18 protein-coding genes are annotated in these 20,821 nt (G+C 58.0%); 9 read left to right on the plus strand and 9 right to left on the minus strand.

All coding sequences use genetic code 11. The annotated features are described in order from the left end of the window. The first annotated feature begins 5 nt into the window (after positions 1-5). The 4 genes from bcsA to arfB all read left to right on the plus strand — a co-directional run bounded on the left by bcsA (position 6) and on the right by arfB (position 9,861). Entirely contained in the window at positions 6-4,697 is a 4,692-nt protein-coding gene (gene bcsA, locus P5689_RS00585) for a UDP-forming cellulose synthase catalytic subunit (RefSeq protein ID WP_285531674.1), read from the plus strand. Then, positions 4,687-8,394 carry a cellulose synthase subunit BcsC-related outer membrane protein gene (locus tag P5689_RS00590; protein ID WP_285531675.1) on the plus strand — a complete coding sequence of 1,236 codons (3,708 nt, stop codon included), beginning with the start codon at positions 4,687-4,689 and terminating at the stop codon, positions 8,392-8,394. Before bcsA ends, P5689_RS00590 begins: the two co-directional genes overlap by 11 nt. Next, the gene (bcsD, locus tag P5689_RS00595) at positions 8,391-8,813 is read left to right on the plus strand and encodes a cellulose biosynthesis protein BcsD (RefSeq protein ID WP_285531676.1); all 423 of its coding nucleotides are present in this window, start codon (positions 8,391-8,393) and stop codon (positions 8,811-8,813) included. Before P5689_RS00590 ends, bcsD begins: the two co-directional genes overlap by 4 nt. Positions 8,814-9,438: 625 nt before the next feature. Further along, positions 9,439-9,861 (plus strand): alternative ribosome rescue aminoacyl-tRNA hydrolase ArfB, encoded by a 423-nt coding sequence (arfB, locus tag P5689_RS00600; protein WP_285531678.1) that lies wholly within the window; start codon positions 9,439-9,441, stop codon positions 9,859-9,861. A 636-nt stretch (positions 9,862-10,497) separates the two neighbouring features. Here the strand turns inward: arfB and P5689_RS00605 are convergent. Further along, a complete protein-coding gene (locus P5689_RS00605; RefSeq protein WP_285531679.1) occupies positions 10,498-11,343 on the minus strand; it encodes an NmrA/HSCARG family protein in 846 nt (281 codons plus the stop codon). Positions 11,344-11,441: 98 nt separating this feature from the next. Between P5689_RS00605 and P5689_RS00610 the strand changes: the two genes are divergently transcribed. Beyond that, entirely contained in the window at positions 11,442-12,320 is an 879-nt protein-coding gene (locus P5689_RS00610) for a LysR family transcriptional regulator (protein WP_285531680.1), read from the plus strand. Positions 12,321-12,488: 168 nt separating this feature from the next. Here P5689_RS00610 and P5689_RS00615 read toward each other — a convergent pair whose 3' ends face one another. The 3 genes from P5689_RS00615 to P5689_RS00625 form a co-directional block, all read right to left on the minus strand. Next, positions 12,489-12,842, minus strand: a complete 354-nt coding sequence (locus P5689_RS00615) for a pentapeptide MXKDX repeat protein (protein WP_285531681.1) — start codon at positions 12,840-12,842, stop codon at positions 12,489-12,491. Between the two features lie 107 nt (positions 12,843-12,949). After that, complete coding sequence (locus tag P5689_RS00620) at positions 12,950-13,699, minus strand: molybdopterin-dependent oxidoreductase (protein WP_285531682.1); 750 nt, start codon at positions 13,697-13,699, stop codon at positions 12,950-12,952. Further along, the gene (locus P5689_RS00625; RefSeq protein WP_285531683.1) at positions 13,696-14,319 is read right to left on the minus strand and encodes a cytochrome b/b6 domain-containing protein; all 624 of its coding nucleotides are present in this window, start codon (positions 14,317-14,319) and stop codon (positions 13,696-13,698) included. The genes P5689_RS00620 and P5689_RS00625 overlap by 4 nt, the downstream gene beginning before the upstream one ends. 162 nt (positions 14,320-14,481) lie before the next feature. Here P5689_RS00625 and msrB point away from each other — a divergent pair, with 162 nt between their 5' ends. From msrB to P5689_RS00645, 4 genes are read left to right on the plus strand one after another with little or no spacing between them, the layout of a single operon-like run. Further along, positions 14,482-14,943: a peptide-methionine (R)-S-oxide reductase MsrB gene (gene msrB, locus P5689_RS00630; protein ID WP_031240255.1), complete on the plus strand. Its 462-nt coding sequence runs from the start codon at positions 14,482-14,484 to the stop codon at positions 14,941-14,943. Positions 14,944-14,951: 8 nt separating this feature from the next. Then, complete coding sequence (gene msrA, locus P5689_RS00635; RefSeq protein ID WP_285531686.1) at positions 14,952-15,743, plus strand: peptide-methionine (S)-S-oxide reductase MsrA; 792 nt, start codon at positions 14,952-14,954, stop codon at positions 15,741-15,743. Between the two features lie 30 nt (positions 15,744-15,773). Continuing rightward, positions 15,774-16,304: a sigma-70 family RNA polymerase sigma factor gene (locus P5689_RS00640; RefSeq protein WP_025841758.1), complete on the plus strand. Its 531-nt coding sequence runs from the start codon at positions 15,774-15,776 to the stop codon at positions 16,302-16,304. Beyond that, positions 16,294-16,935, plus strand: a complete 642-nt coding sequence (locus P5689_RS00645; RefSeq protein ID WP_031240251.1) for an NrsF family protein — start codon at positions 16,294-16,296, stop codon at positions 16,933-16,935. The genes P5689_RS00640 and P5689_RS00645 overlap by 11 nt, the downstream gene beginning before the upstream one ends. A gap of 48 nt (positions 16,936-16,983) precedes the next feature. Here P5689_RS00645 and yghU read toward each other — a convergent pair whose 3' ends face one another. The 5 genes from yghU to P5689_RS00670 all read right to left on the minus strand — a co-directional run bounded on the left by yghU (position 16,984) and on the right by P5689_RS00670 (position 20,746). Then, complete coding sequence (gene yghU, locus P5689_RS00650; RefSeq protein ID WP_285531687.1) at positions 16,984-17,868, minus strand: glutathione-dependent disulfide-bond oxidoreductase; 885 nt, start codon at positions 17,866-17,868, stop codon at positions 16,984-16,986. Further along, on the minus strand, positions 17,865-18,581 hold the full coding sequence (locus tag P5689_RS00655) for a glutathione S-transferase family protein (RefSeq protein ID WP_023978022.1): 717 nt from the start codon (positions 18,579-18,581) through the stop codon (positions 17,865-17,867). Before P5689_RS00655 ends, yghU begins: the two co-directional genes overlap by 4 nt. Before the next feature lie 106 nt (positions 18,582-18,687). Further along, complete coding sequence (locus tag P5689_RS00660; protein WP_285531689.1) at positions 18,688-19,437, minus strand: glucose 1-dehydrogenase; 750 nt, start codon at positions 19,435-19,437, stop codon at positions 18,688-18,690. A gap of 150 nt (positions 19,438-19,587) precedes the next feature. Then, on the minus strand, positions 19,588-20,004 hold the full coding sequence (locus P5689_RS00665; protein ID WP_285531690.1) for a carboxymuconolactone decarboxylase family protein: 417 nt from the start codon (positions 20,002-20,004) through the stop codon (positions 19,588-19,590). A gap of 67 nt (positions 20,005-20,071) precedes the next feature. Continuing rightward, complete coding sequence (locus P5689_RS00670) at positions 20,072-20,746, minus strand: peroxiredoxin-like family protein (protein WP_062164577.1); 675 nt, start codon at positions 20,744-20,746, stop codon at positions 20,072-20,074. Positions 20,747-20,821: the final 75 nt, after the last annotated feature.

Genomic DNA, 20,821 nt, shown 5'->3' on the forward strand with positions numbered 1-20,821 from the left:
CGTAGATGAAGCACGTACGCCATAGCATCGCCTTCCTGGAATCATGGATCGATGATGCGCATCATTCGCCCGCGCGCACAGCCATAAAGACAGGGCTGATTGCCTTCGCCATTCTCTGCATGGTGATTGCGGCGTTCGTGCACCTCAATCTCGCCGGACAGACAATCGTCTGTATCTTCGGCATCGTTCTCTTCATGCTCGTCAACAGGCATCCGGGGCCTCGTGCCACGCTTGTTCTGAAGGGGCTGTCGATCATTGTATCGCTGCGCTATCTCAGCTGGAGATTGACCGAGACGCTCAATTTCAGCTCATGGACGCAGTCGATACTGGGCAGCGTGCTCGTCCTTGCTGAGATCTACGCCTTCGTCATGTTGATCCTCCGCTACTTCCAGACGCTTCATCCGCTGGGGCGTGAAGTCACCCCCATGCCCAAGGACATCACGACTTGGCCAAGCGTTGATATCTATATCCCCACCTACAATGAAGAGCTGCGCATCGTTCGCCAGACGGTACTAGCCGCCCTGGGCATCGACTGGCCCAGAGACAGAATTAACGTCTATCTGCTCGATGATGGTCACCGCGAAGAGTTCCGTGAATTCGCCGAAGCCTGTGGCGCAGGGTATATTGCCCGTTCCGAGCATAATCATGCCAAGGCAGGCAATCTCAACCATGCCATGCAGCTGACGAAGGGTGAGCTGATCGCAATTTTCGATTGCGATCATATCGCTAGCAGAACATTCCTGCAGGAGACGGTTGGTCCGTTCCTGCTGAAGCCTTACCTAGCGCTCATCCAGACCCCGCATCACTTCTATTCGCCTGATCCGTTTCAGCGCAACTTCTCTCACGGTGCCGTTGTGCCACCTGAGGGAAATCTGTTTTACGGGCTCATCCAGGATGGCAATGATTTCTGGAACGCAACCTTCTTCTGTGGCTCATGCGCCGTCATCCGGCGCACTGCGCTCGAGGAGATTGGTGGGGTGGCGGTCGAGACCGTAACCGAAGACATGCACACAGCGCTCAAGCTGCAGCGTCGCGGCTGGTCAACTGCCTATCTTGCCAAACCGTTGGCGGCCGGACTTTCCACCGAGCGTCTTATCCTGCACGTCGGTCAGCGCATGAGGTGGGCGCGTGGCATGTTGCAGATCATGCGCCTGGACAACCCCCTGACCGGGCCGGGGCTCAATTTCGCGCAAAGGCTCTGCTATTTTGCGGCCATCGCCAGCTTTCTGTTCGCCATTCCGCGCCTAATCTTTCTGACATCGCCCATGGCGTATCTTCTTTTCAATCAGACCCTTATTGATGCCTCGCCGTTCGCGATCGCGATCTATGCCATACCGCATCTCATACACAGCGTTCTCACGTCGGCCCGTACAAACAGGAACTGGCGTTATTCACTGTGGAGTGAAGTGTATGAGACGACACTGGCGCCATTCCTTGCGCGTGTGAGCGTCATGACGCTTATCTTTCCCCGTCGCGGAAAATTCAACGTCACCGAGAAGGGCGGATTGCTGGACCGTTCCTATCTCGATTGGAGCGCTGTCTATCCGAACGTCTATCTCGCCGCAGCGCTCCTTGCGACGCTTGGAGTGGGCCTGTTTCGCCTCGCACATACCCATCACGACACGATCGTCTCGAACGCGTTGCTTATGAACATCGTGTGGATCACGGTCAGTATCGTGATCGTGCTAGCAGCCATCTCGATCGGCCGTGAGTCGATGCAGATCCGTCGCAGCCATCGCGTCGAAATGGTTGTGCCTGTTACCGTTTGTACGGCTGATGGCCGGATGTTCCAGTACACCAGTGAGAACATGTCCTATGGTGGCGGGATGTTGCATGGGCACGCCCCGGTTGAGGCACTACCCGACGAGAGCCTGATCACCGTGCTCGTACCAGACCGCAACGAGACCTATGCGCTGCCTGCAAAGGTCATAAGCGCCACATCGCAAGGCACGCTGGCGCTCAGCTGGGCCACAACAACAATCATACAGGAGGCCCAGATCGTGCGAGTCATATTCGGTCGTCGGGACGCATGGGCCAGCTGGGCCGATTACAAGCCGGATAGCCTGCCGCGTTCGATCCTTCTCCTCCTGCGCAGCATTGTCGACCTCTTCAAGCCAGCGACTTTCCGCAAGAAAAAGCGCAGCGTAGCGCTGAAACCTCGTATCGCACAGGCGGTTCCACAGAAGACTGCCGTCGTGGTGCGCCCCAAAGCCGGGCTACTACAGGCCCTTCTACTTTCGCTTGGGCTGGGTACGACATTTACGGCTTCGATGGCGCATGCTCAGCAAAACCCGGCTGAGCTTCCCATGCCGGCCGGGGTACCTGCCGCCGCTGGTGCTTCGATTTCGACGCCTTCTGTCGGACGTCAGGCTCCAAATGCCGCCCCCTCCAACGTCTCTCCAGCACCGACTGCTGGCACCGCGCCAGCGGGGCCAACGGCTCCGGCCCCGGCAAACCCCGAACCGCAGCCTGCCGCCGAACCAGTTGCAAACCCGGAACTATCTCCTGCTGCTGATCTGCCTGGTCCCGCACGGGAAGAACTGGAGAATGCCCGGACGACGTCATGGAGCTTCACTCAGCTTGGGAGTGCCGACACTCTGATCATGACGCCATGGATTCCGATCCAGGGCCTCAATTTTGGTATCCCATCCTCGGAAGTCGTCACGGCAGCGACACTGACCCTGCACGGCTCAATGTCACCCGATATGCTGCCCGCGGGCAGTGGTGTGACGATTTTTCTCAACGATCAGTTCATCGGCGTTATCCATCCAGACAAGGCCAAACCGCAATTCGACGGCCTGACTTTCACGGTTAATCCGCTATTTTTCAAAGAGCACAATGTACTGACGTTCCATTTCGCAGGTCAGTACACCCTGAGTTGTGGCGATCAGACCAGTGCCCTTCTTTGGGCAAAGGTGCTGGGGCAATCGAGCCTGTCTATCACGTCGGCTCCCCTGCCGCCCTCGCGCGACCTTGCGACATTGCCCGCACCGTTCTTCAACGACGCAGTCCTGACGCCAGCCCGTGTTCCTTTCGTCATTGCGCGCCAGAGTTCGCCTCAAACGCTTGAGGCGTCAGCCATCCTCGCATCCTGGTTCGGCGCTCTCAGTGATTATCGCGGAGCCTCTTTTCCAGTTCTTTCGCAATTGCCCCCTTCGGGCGGTGCCGTCGTTGTCGGGCCAGCCTCTGCCCTGGGCACGCTTCTGTCCGGCCAGGCGCCTGTTTCAGGACCTACCATTATTGAAACAGTGAACGCGAATGACGCGTTTGGCGCCGTCCTGATTGTCACAGGACGTACGGATGACGAGGTCGTCGCTGCAGCCAAGTCAGTCGCCTTCGCAAGCAAGGGTTTTCCGCACGAGTCTCGTATCAACGCCCCGGTAGTCAGTATCGAACCGCGCAAGCCCTACGACGCGCCTGGTTTCGTATCACGGACACAACCTATACGGATCGGGGACCTCGTGTCGCTCTCGAGCCTTCAAGGCTATGGCTATGTGCCCGGGACCATATCCGTGCCTTTCCGCACGACCCCGGACATCTATACCTGGCGTGCCCATCCACTTAGCATGCATTTCACTGTGCGTGGACCACTGGGTACCGAAATCGATCGTCAGCGCTCCCATGTGGATGTCAGCGTCAACGGCATCTATCTGAAAAGCGTCTCTCTCGCTCCCCCTTCGGATCTACCCCAGTGGCTTCGTCGTCTGTGGCCCGATTCATCACGAGCCCAATCGGCGCATGTCTCGATTCCTCCCTGGGCGATCTATGGCGCCAATACGCTCGGCTTCTATCTTGAGAGCCGTCCGATCGGGCGTCGTGACTGCAGCGGTATGACGCAGGACCTGCGTATGAGCATCGATCCTGACTCGACCATCGATCTGACGCGCGCCTATCACTACACGCAGTTGCCCAACCTTGCTTATTTCGCAAACTCGGGCTTCCCATTTACGCGTATGGCTGATCTGTCGGATACGGCAATCGTTCTGCCCGCCAACCACACCGAGGGCGTTGAATCTGCATTCCTCGACATGGTCGGCATGATCGGTGCGTCCACCCATTTCCCCGTCTCCGGTCTTGGGGTCATCCATGCTGATGCCGTGTCGGAAAACGAGACGCGCAATCTGATCGTCATGGACACGCGAGTTTCGTCACCCGCAATCGAGCGCTTCCTGCGTGGTACACCCTACAGCTTCACAGGTTCGACGTTGAACTACACCCGCTCCGGGTTGCTGGAGCCCTTCCGCCTGCTTGCACGCTCCATGAACGGAAACGACGATGGCGGCCAGGCAAGCACGCTTCAGGCGCTCAGCGCCACCACATCACTGGGAGACGGTGGAGCCCTCATCGAACGTCGTTCGCCATTCTCGTCGGATGCCACCATGTTGCTGATGCTCAGCGAGAATCCCCAAGGGCTCGAGCGTCTCATCCAGGCCATGAGGAACCCCAAGACCCAGCCAATGATTCAGGGTGATCTCGCGCTGATCAATGGTTCCCATATCATCGCGACCCGCAATCTGCCGACCTATGCAATTGGCTCTCTGCCATTCTGGTTCTGGCCCGATCTGTATCTTGGTGATCATCCCTTTCGGGTCATTCTCCTGGCGGTGGTCGGGGTCGGTCTGGGCGTGTTAATCCTGTTCCGAGTTCTCACCAATCATGCCCGACGTCGCGCCAAGGAATTGCATCGTGACCGCTGATCGCCCCGGACTCCGCAGGAGCGCGCTGCGGGCAGCGCTTCTGGCAAGCTTTGCATCAGGCCAGGCCCTGGCAGACGGCGTGCCAACGACATCGCCCCAGAATACGCTGTCGGCCGATACCGGGAAGATCCTCCCGGCGGTGGTAAAGCGAGCGCGTTACTGGTTCGAGCATGGGCGCATGGATGATGCGCGCATTGCACTCAACCAGGCACGGCAATTGGCGCCATCCGACCCCGATGTTCTCGTGCTTGAAGGGCAGATGGACCTGCAGCAAGGTGATATCGCCGAGGCACACCGAATCCTGAAACAGATACGCGAGCACAGTAATGACCCGGATGCCGGTCGATTGCTCGATATGGATCTGCAGGCGCGTTCGGCTCCGGGGACTGATATCCAGAATGCAAGAGCCCTCGCGCAACGTGGGGCGACCGCTCAGGCGGCGGCGGCCTATCTCAAGGCATTTCCTGACCGACCGCCATCGCTCTACGCGCTCGAATACTATCGCACGCTTGCTGGCGTGCCGGCCCAGCGCGAGAAAGCACAGATGGGCCTTGCCAAACTCGTCTCAGGTGCGCCGAACAACGTTGAGTATCAGATTGCCTATGCGCAGTCTCTCGTCTGGGACGAAAAAAATCGCGTGACCGGTATTCAGCGTCTTGAAGCTCTGGCGAAGATGCCCGGCCTCACGGAGGCACAGAGACAGCAGATCAACTCAACAACACGGCAATCCGTCCTCTGGCTTCCCGCCACGGCATCATCAGATTCTGTCATCAGCACTTATCTTGCGGCTCACCCGGAAGATAAGGACATTCAGGCTCTTCGTGGGCGCGCGCTTGGTAATAGGCTGAAGCCTTTTGAGGTAGAGCGGCAAAAAGGCTGGGATGCTCTCAGGGCCAATAATCTTCAGGCAGCCATTGTCTCGTTCCGTCAGGCCCTGACAACAGCGCCCAATGACGCAGATACGTTGGGCGGGCTCGGAGTCACGCTTCTTCGTCAACATCGCGACGCCGAGGCAAAGACCTATCTCGACCGGGCAATGGAAGTGGACCCTTCATCAGCGGCTCGCTGGCGTACTGCCGAGAGCGGCGCGGTTCTCAATGACACCTATGCGAGAGCAAATTACCTTTTTGGCCGTGAACGCTATGCTGAGACATTAGCGCTGATCAACCCGCTGATCAAACAATCGCCCGGGCAATCATGGCTTAAAGCCATGCGTGCTGACATCCTCGAGCGAACTGGTCGACGGGATGATGCCATTGCAGCTTACGAATCCCTCATCGCAGCTGAACCACGCAATGCCTCCTACCGCGAACGCCTTGTCAGGGCGCTTATCGAGGATCGTCAGTATGACGAGGCCAGTTCCGTCCTTGCTCAGAGCCCGATCGATAACCCTCAACTTAAAGCCTTGATCTATGATAGTCAGGCTGAACGCGCCTCAACCCAGACAGAGCGGCTCGCAATTTTCCAGCGTGCGGATCAGGAAAATGCGCTCTCTCCCTGGTCAAGATTGCACTATACTCAGGCATTGCTTGCCGAGAACCGTCGTGCCGACGCGGAACAGGTGATGGCTCCCCTTACCGAGACCGAGGGGACGAAAGATCCTGCTGCTCTTCAGGCTGCACTGTTCTACGCAGCGCAGACAGGTGATGAACGAACCGTCGCCCGATTACGCGCGCAGGTTCCAGAGCGCTCCATGACACCTGAGTTGCGCAGGATACTCCGGCAGGCCGATTTGCGGGCTCAAGTGGCCAACGCACCGACTGATCCTGACTCTGCACGCTTCTATTTCGCGCATTTGCTCGATCAGGGCGACCCGGATGGCAGCCTTGCACAGGTGATTGCCACGACACTGTATGATCGTGGTGACCGTGCCGGCGCATCGCAGATACTGGATTTGCAGATTGCCCGCGCTGGCGGCCATCTCAACGCTGCGCAGCGACTGGCCTATGCGGGGGCCTTCCTGCATATGCGCGATCTCGAGCGCGCCAGGCGCCTGTCAACATCGCTCAAGGGCGCAGCGCTGGACGCAACCCAGTCAACGCAGCTCGCGCAAATCGACACGGGCCTTGCTGTCGCGACCTCTGATCACCTAAATGATCAGGGTAACCGTGCCCGTGCCTATGAAGCGCTTGCCCCCGCTCTGGACCGACCGAACCCGCCAGTCTCAGCCAATCTCGCCCTCGCGCGGCTTTATAGTTCGGGGGGGCAGTACGCGCAGGCATACCAGATCACCCTGCAAGCGGTGCAGCATGACCCGAGCGATCTGGATGCGCGGCTGGCGTTGATCCAGACATGTATCTCGATGCATCGCTACGCCGAGGCGAGCGGCTACGTCCAGCAGATGAACGCCATAGCCCCCACGGATCCCAGGAGCTGGTATGCTGCAGCGCAGCTGGATCGGGCGAGGGGCAACATTCGGGCGGCCGTACGTGAACTCGCTCAGGCACGCCTTCTGCGCGTCGAGCAGATTGCGCCTAGCCGCGAGTCCTATGTGCGGCAGTCTAACCCCTTTGCCAGCGAGGATGTGACGCTCCAAAGCAATCAGACTGACCCGCTGATTCGGCAGATGGACAGCGAGCTGACACAAATCAGCGATAGTATGGCGGCCTCTGTCACCATAACCCCCGGTATCGATAGCCGCTCGGGTTCGGGCCTGAATGGTCTCAGCAATGTCACAACGGATGTTGCAGGATCGTTGCCTGTGGGAGGCGGACATATCCGGCTGGCCGCAACACCAACGTTCCTGAGCAGCCGTTCGTACCGCAGCGGGGACGTGAACGGACCACGCGATATCGGGTACAACCCGCTCAATAGCGTTATAGGGGGCGCTCTTAACCAGAGCAGTTCGATGAATGCGACGGGTGTTGCGCTCTCGGGCCGTTATGACTGGCGTTGGCTCACCCTTGATGCTGGCACGTCACCTCTTGGCTTCGCGGTGACGAATGTTCTGGGCGGCGTAAGCGTGGCGCCCAAGCTGGCACGAAACACGATCCTGACAGTTGGAGCCGAACGCCGTTCGGTGCAGGACTCACTGATTTCCTATTCTGGCCTTCGTGACGCATCGGGCGCCACATGGGGTGGTGTTGTTCGCAACCGGGTTTATGCGCAGCTGGCCTATGGTGATGAAAATGCCTCGCTCTATGCACGCGGAGGTGGATCTTATCTGACGGGGCGCAATACACGCAGCAACACCGGGTACGAAGCGGGTGCAGGAGGACAGATCAGGATATGGGGGCAGGAACGGCCTGATCTGCGCCACAATCTGCATCTCGGGATGGATTTGACGTGGTTCGGCTATGATCGTAACGAATATCAGTTCACGTTTGGTAATGGTGGCTATTTCTCACCTCAGAACTTCGTCGCATTCACCTTTCCGGTCACCTATGCTGGGACGTACAAACAAATCGACTGGCGCGTTATTGGTCGTGTAGGATATCAGGCCTACCACTCGTCGCGTTCACAAACCTTTCCTGCCAATTCGGATACGCAGGCGTTGCTAGCCAACGTGGCCCCGCTCTATGCGTATCAGGATGGGAATTCCGCCAATGGTCTGACGGGCGGAATTTACGGTGCCATCGATTATCACATGACACCTAACCTTAAGCTCAGCCTCAATGCCGATTACCAGAAGGCCGGGCCTTGGAATGAGGTCAGAGCTTTTGTTGCAGCCAAATACAGTTTTCTGGGGACGAAATGATCTCGCCTGATTTTTCCCTCTTTATCCATTCTTTCGCCACTGAGCTTGAATTGCAGGCAGGCGCCGAGGAGAGTGATGCGCTCCTCTACAGCGTGGGGCGCCGCATGGCTGATCGCCTGCCGCTTCCTGCTTGCGAGACGACCGCGGCGTTCGAACTGGAATGCAACGCCAATCTCGCCCTCATCGGTTGGGGGCAGTTTTCTCTTGGCTTCGATGCGCAGAAAAACGCTCTGCATCTGTCTCTGCACGATTTCCCGCGCACGGGTGCCCTAGGCAAACCGGCGGGCACGTGGCTCGCGGGCTTCTACAATGGCCTTATCACAGGCTGGTTCGCCCAGATGGGCGAAACGGTGAAGCTCCGGCGCATCGCGACATCCGAGAGCCTTACAATCACTTTCCTTGTTGATGCGGGCACCTGAGGGCTTATCTGGACCGTCTCGGAAGTGTAACTCAAGCTCTGGACGTTGAGACCGAAGCGGAGGGTCCGAATGGCCGGGATTGCCTGAAATGCTAGTTGCCATCCATCCGACCTGACGAAGGGGGTGTGGGAGCGGATCGCGCCTCTGATGCCCGAACCGGGGTGTTTGGGCAATCCGTAGGCGGTCGAGTGTTGCGAGGTGATCGACGCGATACGCTATCTGCTTCGCTCGTAGGCTACGTTTACTTCTTGTATGCGGCGCAGTAGGAAGAGCTTACAGACAATACCTTGGATTGGCTTCCTCATCATCAGGAGCTCTCTAAGGCGCTTGTAGTACAGAATGCCAAAGAAGCAGTCTGCGGATTAAGTAAACATCCGAGCGCGGCATGTACGTATCTTATAACGCTCCGTAGCGGTTCATAGAAACGCCTCTCTCTACAATCCCAATAATGGTGCTGGTTTGTAATGGGCGAACTATCGGCCGATGACGTGCGTTCGGGGAAGATACCCTGCGGCACGCGCATAGGGCACGTTGCGGGGTAATCGACCTCTTTATGGAGGTGCCCGAACGCTTCATGCACAGCGCATGCGGGTATTTCACGGTGTAACATGCTATGGAGCGTGGCATGGCAATTCCCATTCTCCCCGGCTTGTCTCTTGCCGATAATGAAATTGAGATCAGCTATATCCTGGCGTCCGGGCCCGGCGGTCAGAACGTCAACAAGGTTGCAACCGCAGCACAGCTACGTTTCGATACCGCGCGCTCCGCATCCCTGCCTGAACGGGTGCGCGTGCGACTGCTGGAAATCGCTGGAAGCCGGGCGACGCGAGATGGAGTGGTCGTCATCACGGCCAGGCGCTTTCGCACGCAGATCCGCAATCGCGAGGACGCAATCGAACGTCTGACCACAATGATCCGCGAAGCTGCCCACCGTCAGGCGTTCAGGATCCCTACGCGCCCGGGGAGAGCGGCGCGCGCGCGCCGGATGGACGGCAAATCCCATCGTGCGGGGATCAAGCGCGGACGTGCTGCGCCCCGCGAAGACTGAAACTGGAGAATGAACTCGCTAGAGTACCTTCATTATAAATATACGGGCTGCAAAGAAATCAGGAGACTGTCCACTCACTTCCGCCGTTACGTTCCATAAAAGCAGCACGGTCGTCGCAATCTGGCTCATAGGAGAAGCGTAGATCATCATCGTCATAGTACTACTCACACAAATCGTTCTCTCTATTCTGCCCTTAAAGAGAGGTCGGTCATATGTACTACTATGCTTCCTTTTCATAGATGCAGACGATTATCTCTCGAACGTGTGGTGTCGAATTTTATGCTCCGGTTTTGAATGCGACTGCGCCCATCATTTCGGGACAAACGTCCACTGTGCTATGAACAAATCTTTGCGGCACTCGATCTGAACCCTAGGCCGACCATTCCAAAAAAACCGATAGCCAAAACTGTCTGGTTCCGCTGAGGAGATCGCGCGCTTAAAATTCCTCCGGGCCTGACTGAGTGATAAGCTCGGTCTTCGATATTTTGCGCCCACTGGCCGCACTACCGGTAATAGAGGCAACCGGGAGTCAAAAACCAAAAGAAGCTTGTCAATTTTCAAATATCGGCTTCCTTGTCGCGCTATGCGGCATCGACCGATCCGATCAGCAGACTACGACAGGCGTTCGCGGCTATCCTACGCGCGTTGCAGCGCCCAGTCCTCGAGTGTAAGCAATACTGGGTACTCGTGCCGCAGAGCAGGGATATCAGCCTTGAAGCCGTCTCGGGCGATCCACTCGAACATCAGACGAAAGTCCTCGGGCAGGCGCTTTCGCATGACAGAGGGGATCGTAAAGCTGCGGCAAGGCCGTATCCTGGCATCCTTCAGAATTGATGCAGCGGAGCGGCCCGTCACGCTGTCGCCTGCAAGCTCAATGGCCCGACCAAGGTACTGATCAGGTTTCTCGAACGCCTCTGCAGCGAACCAGGCGACGTCCTGCACCGAGACAAGCTGCATGGCCTGATTCCGCCTCAGATAGGTCTTCATCATGGAGAGCATGGTGATCCGAAAGATCATGCTCGAAAAGTTTTCCATGAATGCCGCCGGACGCAAAATTGTAGAGGGTAAGTCCAGGGACGCTATGTGCTGCTCGATTGCCCATTTGCTCTCGAAATGGGGCACGCCGCTCCGTCGCTCTACCCCGCCTGCGGAGCATTGGACGAAGTGCCGCACGCCACTCTTCTTGGCGAGGCTGGCAAGCCTCTTCCCCTGTCGCTCCTCACCAGCTGGACCGATCTTCATGGGCGATTGGACAGATAAAACGCCTTCTGCCCCCTCCAGCGCCACCCGCAGGGAGTATTCGTCGTCCAGATTACCATGAGCGAGCTCAACTCCATGCTTCGCCAGAGCGACTGCTTTTGGCGACCGCGGATCCCGGACAAGCGCACGAACGTGCCAATGCCCTCGACGTCGCATCTCGCGGATCGTGGCGCCGCCTTGTTGTCCGGTTGCGCCCGTAATCAGAATAACTGGTTTTGACATCTCGGCCCCCTTACTGGAGAGGCACAATAAGCCGTTCCCGTTGGACAAGGCAGATGCGGCATCGTAGACGCATTGTTCCATATCTGGAACACGACCCCATGAACTCAGATGATCTCGGCAGCTTTCTGCGCATCGCGGAGACCATGAGCCTCAGCGCAGCCTCGCGCGTCACGGGAACACCTAAATCATCGCTCAGCCGGGCATTGTCCCGTCTGGAGATAGAAATAGGGGCGAAGCTGTTCGAACGCGGCGCGCATGCCCTCAGACTGACAGAGGCCGGGCGCATACTCTCGATCCATGCTAGACGCGTCATGGACGATCTGAATGAGGCTACCGCGGCCCTCGATGGGGTGACGGGGCAACCTCGAGGCGTTCTAAAAATCAGCGCAGCAACGACATTCGCAATCGGACTGATGGCGCCAATGCTGCCGCATTTTCTGCGAGACTACCCTGATCTGCGCGTCCATCTTGAAGCTGAGAACCGGATCGTCGATCTGGCGAGGGAGGATGTCGACGTGGCAATCCGGATAGGGGCAATGGCTGACTCTGACCTGCTCGCCAGCAAGCTGGGGAGGATCGAATTATGGCCCTGCGCGAGCCCGGCCTACCTCTTGGAAAGAGGTAGGCCCCAAACGCCACACGACTTGGCCGATCACGAGTTGCTTGGGTGGACCGATCAACCGTCGATCTGGCGTTTTAGGGATCGCTCTGATCGCGAGCATCGCGTACCTGTCGCTGTTCGATCCGTCATACCGGAGCCTGCCGTCCTGCAGGTCGTCCTCGAAAACGGGGGAGGGGTCGGACGTCTACCTGCCTTCTTGGCAAGCCCCTTAATCGAGCAAGGGCGACTTGCGAGACTGCTCCCAGACTATGACGCGGAGACGGTGGAGGTACATGCCGTCTATGCGGCACATCGCAGCCTATCCTCCAAGGTTCGTGTTTTTATCGATGCCTTGCGTGGACATCTGACACGATAGCTACTCGTATTATCCTATGGGATACAGCTCATCGGCAGCGAAGGCGAAAGCTTTCTGATGTCACCTTTTTCTAACGTGCCCCGGCGCTGTTTGGCATTTCGCTAGGACCAGAACTCGATTACGCCCCCAAGGGACGACCTGTGGCTTTTGGCCACAGGCGTCTGGCCCTTAGTTCGGCTTTGCCATGTCGCCTTTAGAGTCATCGCTCATCGCGTCATGTTCCATCGGGTCGTGCTTCATCGCACTGCTCATCTTGTTCTTCTTTTCCATACCCTCTGACTTCATCATGCTGCCATGCTTGCCCATGGACCGCTTCGACATCCCGTGGGGCGCCATTTCGTCATTCGTCATGGCATGCTGCTTCATGCTGTCTGAGGACATGTCGCCGTGGGACATGTTGTCATGTGCCATTGAGCCCTGCGACATCGTCCCTTGTGGCATGGTGTCCTGAGCGAAGGCAGGGGCTCCCAGCAGCATTGCCGAAGAAAAGGCACAGGCAAGTGCGAGTGTTCGGAAAGACATGAATACATTCCTGGATCGGTTTAAAGGATCGGAAAATGGCCGCGCCAGCTTCCGATAACTCTCCTTTCGCCTCAGCCTTGCCGCAGGTTACATGCCTGTGTGCTTTTTTATGAACCGCCGAACCAGTCATACCCCTGGTCTTCCCAATATCCGCCCGGAAAATGATTTGTGACCTCGATGGAGGCGAGATATTTCGGGTTTTTATAGCCGAGTTTTGTAGGGATACGGATCTTCATCGGGGCGCCATAGGTAGGAGGGAGAGGAGTCCCGCCGAAATCCAGCGCCATGATTGTCTGCGAATGAAGTGCCGTCGCCATATCGATACTCGTGCTGTAATCATCAAAACAGTGGAAATTCACATATTTTGCCCGTAGATCGGCCCCGACATGCTGCAGGAATACAGAGAGCGGAACCCCCGACCAATCTCCGATAGCGCTCCACCCCTCCACGCAGATATGTCGCGTGATCTGCCTTTTCTGCGGCAGGGGGCGAAACCGGGCGACCGACCAGGGGCTCTTGTCTGAAACAAGCCCGCTCACCTCCAGCCGCCAGGATGAAGTCTCGACGAGCCTTACGTCGCTCTCGTCATAATAGGCATTGAATGGAAAGGGATGTGTGATGCGTGACGGGTCGAATTCCCTTGCGAGGCGCTGACGGCTGAAAAGAAGCGCCTGCATCCGGTCGGTGAAACGTGACATCAGGCTGAGGGCGTGTTCCACCGACGCATTATCGTCCAGTGCGCAGCCTGACAGCAGGGAAAGCCCACCAAGCGAAAGACTGTTCCGCAGGAAGAGCCTGCGTTCGAGCTTGCGCAACTCAGGCGCGACACCGGCGCGGTCGATTTTCGGCGGGCTCATGATGCGCTCTCCTTGTCGCTATCTGGCATGCGTCGCCCGAACACCATGCCCCACAAGGTGGCAGGCACCATCAGGGCAAGCGCGACATGAAGTAGAAGAAAGCCCACAATCAGGCTCATCATGGCAAAATGGATGCACCGGGCAATGTCGTAGCCTCCGAACAACCAGGTCAGCCATCCAAGTTGCACGGGTTTCCAGATCGAGAGGCCCGTCGTGACCGTCAGCACAGCCACCATAAGCACGCCCGTGTAGAGCGCACGTTGCACGGCGTTGTAGTGACCGGCCTTGTGGGAGAGATTCAGGTGCAGGGCCTGCCCAATATCCCTCACCACAGGTCGCGGTCCTGCGGGGCGCAGGTCGTTGCGAAAATGCCCGCTTGCGGCGCCATACACAACGTAAACCAGCCCCGCCCCCATCAGCACCCACATTGCAGCAAAATGCCAGGCAATGCCGCCGCCAAGCCAGCCTCCAAGGGTGATGGCAGCGGGGAATTCGAAATTCAGGATGGGGGAGGCGTTGTAGATCTGCCAGCCACTGCTGATCATGACGAGCATCGCAAGCGCACCTGCCCAATGGGTGAGGCGTATGATCGGTGCGGGCGCGCGTCGCGATCGTGACATGGCAGTTCGTTCCCTGAGTCTTCTGGAGGCTGGCAGAGCTTCCTTCGTGCGCAGGCCCCTAAAAGTTACGGCACGGAACGAACAAAAACATTGTGGCTGCCCGTAACCTCTGCACGGTGCGGCACGAAGGATGGAGTGAAATTCAGCAAAAGGGTGAAGTTCATGACATCGCGTCGACAATTCTGCTTTGCTTCGGTCTGTCTGGCTCTGTCGGGCCGCGCCTGGGGCGCAGAACCTTATCGCGTGAAGCATAGTGCTGCTGAATGGCGGCGCCTGCTCACACCGGAGCAATTCGAGATTCTGCGCGAGGCTGGCACCGAGGCACCCTGGTCCAGCCCGCTCCTGAACGAACACCGACAGGGGCGGTTTGCCTGCGCAGGCTGCGTAACGCCGGCATTTGACTCACGCAGCAAGTTCGAAAGCGGGACGGGCTGGCCAAGTTTCACGGCAGCGCTGCCCCATGCTGTTCAGGAGCGTGGGGATGACAGTCTTGGCATGGAGCGCACGGAGGTACGGTGCGCGACATGTGCTGGTCATCTTGGCCATGTCTTTGATGACGGTCCCCAACCGACCGGATTGCGCTACTGCATGAACGGTGCAGCCCTTACCTTCAGGCCAGTCTGAAAGTTCGCATGATGATCAGAAAAAACGTGCTTGGCGTCGCGCTCGCCACATTCAGCCTTTATGGAATTCTGGACGAGGTCACTTCAAGGGCGTCTGCCTATCCGACCTTGCCTGAGCCCGTTATCGTGGCAGAGACCGGTAACGACAAACCCATCGGGCAGATGACGGCACCCCCCGATGATTCCCGTCCGGGGATGACCCCATCCAGCGTCGTTTTTGCGGGAGGGTGTTTCTGGGGGGTGCAGAACATATTCCAGCATGTGCGAGGCGTCACAGCCACCCGAGCCGGATATGACGGCGGTGCGCGTGACACGGCCCAGTATGAACGCGTCAGCGAAGGCGATACCGGTCATGCGGAATCGGTTGAGGTTGAGTATGATCCGACACTCGTCAGCTTTGGCACGCTGATGCGGATATTCTTCACCGTGGCACTGGACCCGACGCAGATCGACCAGCAATTCCCCGATACGGGGCCACAATACCGTTCCGTCATTTTTACGCGCACAGCGCAACAGGCGCGCGAGGCAGAGGCCTATATCGCGCAACTCGATGCCGCCCACATCTTTGCCCAGCCCATCGCAACGCATGTTCAGCCTGACAAGGCGTTTACCGGGGCGGAAAGAGAGCATCAGAATTTTGCGGCGCGTTATCCGCATAATATCTACATCGAGACCTATGATGCCCCGCGGCTGGACGCACTGCGTGCCAGCTTCCCGGCAAGCTGGCGGACAGAGCCAGTCCTCGCACTTTCTACGGCACCCGGGTCTTTACGTATGTCAAATGATAGCGGTAGGAAATGATCTCCGGTCACGCATGAAGGCAGCAGATTTTTGACAGAAGCGGATTGGAGCCGTTGGATGGAGGCCGCGCAGGCAGGAGATGCACAGGCTTATCGCCTGGTGCTGGGCGAGGCACAGGCATGGTTGCGCCGTTTTTTCCTCAAACGCCTGCCGCTTTCAATGGTCGATGATGCCGTGCAGGACACCCTTATGGCGGTGCACGAGAAGCGTCACACCTTCGATCCTTCTCAGAAATTTGGTCCGTGGATTGCGGCGATTGCCCGTTACAAATGGATTGATCGCCTCCGGGCCGCCAGGCGTACACAAACGACCCTGCTTGATGAGACGGTGGCTGTGGGCGATCACGAGGAACAGGTGACCACGGCTCATGCACTGGAAAAGCTTCTGGCGCAGTTGAAGCCGGGGCCAGCAGAAGCGATCAGGTTGGTGAAGTTGCAGGGATTGAGCATAGAGGAGGCAGCACGTCGCACAGGGCAATCCGCGACGCTGGTGAAGGTCAATATCCATCGCGGGTTGAGTCGTATGAGCACGCTGGTGATGGGAGGCAACGATGGTGAATGATCCCCTGATCGAGCAATTTGTAACCGATCTTCGCCCCGTCCGGAGGCGCTCGCTCTGGCGCGATGCCTTGACCCTCGCGGTTCTCGCCGGGGTCGAGATCGGTGCAGTGCTCGGGTTTGGCCTGATGCGCCCTGACATGCCCCATGCCATGCACATGATGAGCTTCTGGTGGAAGGCAATCGGACTGCTGCTGATCGTCGGGCTGGGCGTTGCTTCGGCGCTGGTCTCGCTCGACCCGACGCGTTCGCCCCGGCAGGGGCTGCGTCGGCTGGGCGTGACCGCTCTTGTACTTTTTGCTCTTGGCTGGCTTGTGGATGCGCTTCAGGCTGAGCCAGAGGCCTTATGGCTCAGGCTTGATCCGGTGCACGGCATGGTCTGTGCACGCAAGATCGTAGAGCTTGCTCTGCCCGCTGTCCTCGCGCTGGGTGTTATCGTGCGCCGCGGCGCACCGGTTGATGTGCGCGGAACGGCGTGGGTCACTGGCATTGCCGGCGCGGCTTTTGGTGCGCTCGTCTTTGCTCTTGCCTGCCCCTTCGATGACCCGCTTTATCTCGTCGTCTGGTATTCATTGGCCTGTGCGCTGATGGCCTGCGGCACGCGTCTGGTATTGCCGTGGCTGATACGCTGGTAGTTCCGGGCGATGCGGGGTGCATCGCCCGATGCGGCGGGGTGGAACCGATCAGATCGCGCTGTCTTTCGGCAATTTGTCCTGCGTTCTGAGCTCGAAATCCGAGCTGTCATGGCGTTCGCGAAGCTGGGAAGAGAGCGGGCCTGAGAGCCTGTTCACCATCCGGCCCCGCTGGACAGCAGGGCGTTCGAGTAACCGGGCTGACCACGCCTGCACATGGGAATACTCCTGAACGCTAAGAAACTGTGCAGCATCATTATAGAGCCAGCCTTCAACAAGGCCGCCATACCAGGGAAAGATTGCCATATCGGCGATTGTATAGGTGTCGCCTGCTATATATTCATACCTGGCAAGCTGCCGGTCGAGAACGTCCAGCTGGCGTTTGGTCTCCATGGCAAACCGGTTGATTGCATATTCGATCTTCTCAGGGGCGTAGGCATAGAAATGGCCAAAGCCGCCGCCGAGATAGGGTGCGCTGCCGACCTGCCAGAAAAGCCAGTTCAGACAGGCCGTACGCGATGGAACATCCCGAGGCAGAAAAGCCGCGAATTTCTCGGCAAGATAAAGCAGGATCGATCCTGATTCGAAAACGGGCAGGGGGGTGCCCCCGCTTTGGTCGACCAGCGCCGGGATCTTGGAATTCGGGTTGATGGCTGTAAAGCCCGATCCGAACTGATCGCCATCCCCTATATGGATCAGCCAGGCATCATATTCCGCCCCCTCATGTCCCAGGGCCAGGAGTTCCTCCAGCATGATCGTCACCTTTACCCCATTGGGCGTACCCAGTGAGTACAGCTGGAGCGGGTGATGCCCTACGGGGAGGTTCTTTTCATGCGTCGGCCCGGCGACAGGGCGATTGGTGCTGGCAAATTTGCCGCCATTCTGTTTGTCCCATGTCCAGACGCTGGGCGGTGTATAGTTTTTCGACGCGGTCATGAGCGCTGCTCCCGATTGTGGATAGGGAAATTGGATGGGAAGAGGGCCCGTTGTGCCTGATCGTCCATATCTGTCTTGAATGCGTGCCTCTTCATGAGCGCCTGCACGCGCGACACGGCCGGACGGGCGTTGATGTCGTGCATGAAGCGAGCAAGTGCAGGCCAGCGCTCGAGCGGATAATCTTCCTTGAGCACACGGGGCGCACGCTCCAGCCAGCCCCAGGCAGACATATCGGCAATCGTGAAAGTATCGCCCACGATGTAACGGCGGTCCGTGAGGTGCTGGTCGAGAACTGTGTAATGTCGTTCGACCTCGCGCCTGTATCGATTGACGGCGTAGTCCAGCCCGGCGGGCGCTGCATGCTGAAAATGCACGGCCTGACCGGAAAAAGGCCCAAGCCCGGATGCGATAAACATCAACCATGACAGCAATTCAGGTCGGTCCGCGGGGGTCCCGAGATATTGCCCGGTTTTTTCAGCAAGATAGATCAATATTGCATTGGAATCGAACACGCGTGTTGCCGGGCCCGCAGGACCTTCGGTGTCGATAATGGCAGGCACCTTGCCATTGGGGTTGATCGCGAGAAACGCCGGGTCATGCTGATCACCCTTGCGGGTATCGACCGGTATGGCCTCATAGGGCAAACCGATTTCCTCGAGCATGAGGGCGATTTTCGCCGGGTTGGGCGTGGGATGGAAATAAAAACGGATCATGATAGCTCACCCTTGCGAAACCATGTCAGTCTGATTGGCAGTATGGGCGTGTCCTGCTGACGCTCCACCGTACTGGTGATCGCAATCCTGTGGTTATCGCGGAGCCCTAGACCGCGGCCGCACCACCGTCGACAATGAGGTCAATGCCTGCAACATAACTGCTTTCATCAGAAGCCAGAAAGAGCGCGGCCGCAGCAAGTTCCTCTGGCTGCCCCAATCGCTTCATGGGCACGGCTGCAGCCCATTGACGCTTGACGGCTTCGGCACCTTCCGGCGTATCGGCCTGACTGTCCATGATTGGTGTGTCGAACGGTCCGGGGCTGAGGGTATTGATCCGTATGCCGCGTTCGACCAGTTCGGCCGTCCAGGTTCTGGACAGGCTGCGTATTGCAGCCTTGCTCGCGCTGTATGTGCCATAGCCAGGCACACCCTTATTGGCAGCGATGGATGAGACAAGGATGACTGAGCTGCCAGACCGCAACAGGCCAAGTGCCTTGCTGATCGTGAAATACAGGCCTTCCACGTTGATATCGAACGTCCGATCGTAATTGGTTTGTGTTGCCTGTTCGAGTGTTTGAGGCAGAACGATACCGGCATTGGCGACCAGGATATCGATAGGCCCACGTTCACGCCGTATCGTTTCCACCATGCGTTCGATATCGCCGGGCAGACTGACATCTGCCTGTATAGAGGCGGCCTGACTACCCAATGCCGCTACAGCCCGGTCAAGCTCGGCCTGTCGCCGACCGGTGATATAGACAAATGCGCCTTCAGCGATGAAACGCGTTGCGATGGCAAGTCCGAGCCCGCTGCTCCCTCCGGTCACAAGAGCCGTTTTTCGATGCAGTTTCGTCATAACTGTTCCTTTTCGAAGGCAGATTGCCGTGAAGTACTCACGAAGCGCGAGAGGGGCGCAGAGAGGTTCGTGAACGCCGCAGGCTGGATGTCATCGGGAGCGCGAGACGAGGCCCGTTCTACCGGCAGGGTACAGTACTTGGGTGAGGGCTCAGAGCAGACCGCGATGGCCTTCATACTCTTCGCTTTTGTCGAGTCCACGCTCAGCAATGATCTTCGCAGCGACAGGCATGACACCCGAAATGGCGGGGAAGCCCACATAAGGGAGCATCTGTATCAGAGCCTCCTCTATTTCCTTCAGCTTCATACCGTGATCGAGCGCAAAACCCATATGGAGGCCGAATTCATGGGGCTGGCGCAGCGCAACCATGACGGTCATGGTGATGAGACTTCGACGCGCCTGATCGAGCCCTTCACGTGTCCAGATGTCCTCGAAAACATGATCAACTGCATACCCGGCTATGGCTGCGCCAAAAGTGCCTGACTGTGATGCCGCGATGAGCTTGGCGGATTGTTCGTCACCCATCAAATGGCGAGTGAAGCGATTGCTCATGTCATTGGAGCGCATATCTCTCTCCGTATCCTCAGTGAAAAACTCCGCCCCTGCGCGAGCCGGGGCGGTATGGATGGAGCGATCAGTCGGCCGACTGGGTAGCGTGGCGCAGGGCAGGAAGCATGTCGGCAGGTTCCGGGCGACGCGTATAATCCGGGTTGACCTCGGCATAGAGAATGACGCCGTCCTGACCAATGACGAAGCGGCCAGGCATAGGCAGCGTCCAGCTGTCGTCACCATTGAAACCGGGCAGATCGTTCTTGAGATTCTTGTAAAGCTCAATCAGATAATCAGGCAGGGTGAAGCGAAGGCCAAACTGCGCGGCGACGTCATTATGCGTGTCAGACAGGATCGGAAATTGCAGTTCATTCTGGCGGACTGATTTTCGGCTGTTCACCGCAGTTTGCGGGGAGATTGCGATCAGATGGGCGCCAAGCTCACGAAATGAGGGAAGTGCCGCTTCGAGAGCCTGCAATTCCATGTTGCAGTAAGGGCACCACACACCGCGATAAAAGCTGATGACCAAGGGCCCCTTGGCCAGAAGATCAGCAGAAGAGACAGGGTTACCCTCGGGGTCGTTCAGCGTAAAAACGGGTGCCTTGTCTCCGGCTTTGAGGGCTTTTTCCGCAGCGCCGGACGCAACCAGCTCGGCGGTGGCACGGTGCATGGTTTCGATGACGCTATGCGGAACGTTATAGGGGGGCTTTCCGGCTTCGAAATCGGTCTTGAAGGCGTCGAGCTTTGCCTGAAGTGTCATGGGTTCGTTTCCTCGAAATCTGGTGACGGATCTGACGATAGGAGGTCGCCGTACCGGAGGGATGATGGCAGGGAC

The sequence above is a fragment of the Asaia sp. HumB genome, from assembly GCF_030263835.1.
Lineage (GTDB): Bacteria > Pseudomonadota > Alphaproteobacteria > Acetobacterales > Acetobacteraceae > Asaia > Asaia bogorensis.